This window comes from Streptomyces sp. NPDC031274 (assembly GCF_055570235.1).
Window position 1 is genome coordinate 1 of sequence record NZ_JBVIHP010000448.1, and the last position, 1,069, is coordinate 1,069.

1 protein-coding gene and 1 pseudogene are annotated in these 1,069 nt (G+C 73.0%); one reads left to right on the top strand and one right to left on the bottom strand.

Translation table 11 applies throughout. From position 1 onward, the window contains the following. Positions 1-496 (top strand): annotated as a pseudogene (locus ACZ5CR_RS47075) (thymidine phosphorylase); the annotation flags it as partial. 164 nt (positions 497-660) lie between these two features. Here the strand turns inward: ACZ5CR_RS47075 and ACZ5CR_RS47080 are convergent. After that, positions 661-1,069 (bottom strand): amylo-alpha-1,6-glucosidase (locus ACZ5CR_RS47080; RefSeq protein WP_468870216.1); only part of this gene is annotated, 409 nt, incomplete at its 5' end.

Genomic DNA, 1,069 nt, shown 5'->3' on the forward strand with positions numbered 1-1,069 from the left:
GGTGGAGGTGCTCGCCGGGGGCGGCCCCTCGGACGTGGTCGAGCTGACCCTCGCCCTGGCGCGGGAGATGCTGGACGCGGCGGGTCTGAAGGACGTGGACCCGGCGAAGGCGCTGGCCGACGGCTCGGCGATGGACGTGTGGCGCCGGATGATCTCCGCCCAGGGCGGCGACCCGGACGCGACCCTCCCGGTGGCCCGGGAGACGCACGTCGTGACGGCGCCGTCGTCGGGCGTCCTGTCCCGCCTCGACGCGTACGACGTCGGCGTCGCGGCGGGGCGGGCGCGAAAGGAGGACGTGGTCCAGGCGGGCGCGGGCGGGGAGCTCCACGCGAAGCCGGGCGCTCAGGTCCGCGCGGGGGAGCCGCTGATGACTCTGCACACGGATACTCCCGAGCGCTTCGAGTACGCCTTGCAGGCGGTGGCCGGGTCGTTCGACATCGCCCCCGAGGGCACGGAGTTCACGGCGACGCCGATCGTGCTGGACCGCATCGCGTAAGGGCCCCCTGGACCCCCGACAAGATGTCCTCAATCGCCGGACGGGCTATATCTAGCCCGTCGTGGGGGTCCCCCCTGCTCCTTAAGAGCTTGGGGGAGTTTGAGGACGAACTCGGCGGAGCCGGTGATGACGGCAAGCGAAGCCCCGGAGTGACCGGAACCCCGCTACCCGCCCACCGCACTCAGCAGCGCCAGTGGCGCCGCCGCCGACCGTGACTCCCGTACGCACGCGTGCGGATAGGGAACCGGCCCCGGATAAGAATCCCGCCCGTACCCCGCGAGCACCTCCGGCAGCCGATCGCCGCCCCGCGACGCCGCCGCCACCAGGCCCCGCGCCACCGCCCTGGCCTCGTCGTGCAGCCCATAGCGTGCGAGGCCCAGCGTGATCAGGGCGTTGTCGTGCGGCCACACCGAACCGCGGTGGTAGGAGAGCGGGTGGTACGCCGGTTGCCCCGCGGCCAGGGTGCGCACTCCCCAGCCCGAGAAGAAGTCCGGTTCCAGGAGGCGCCGGCCCACCGCCTCCCCGTACTCCTTGTCCAGGAGCCCGGACCACAGCAGATGACCGGCGTCCGAG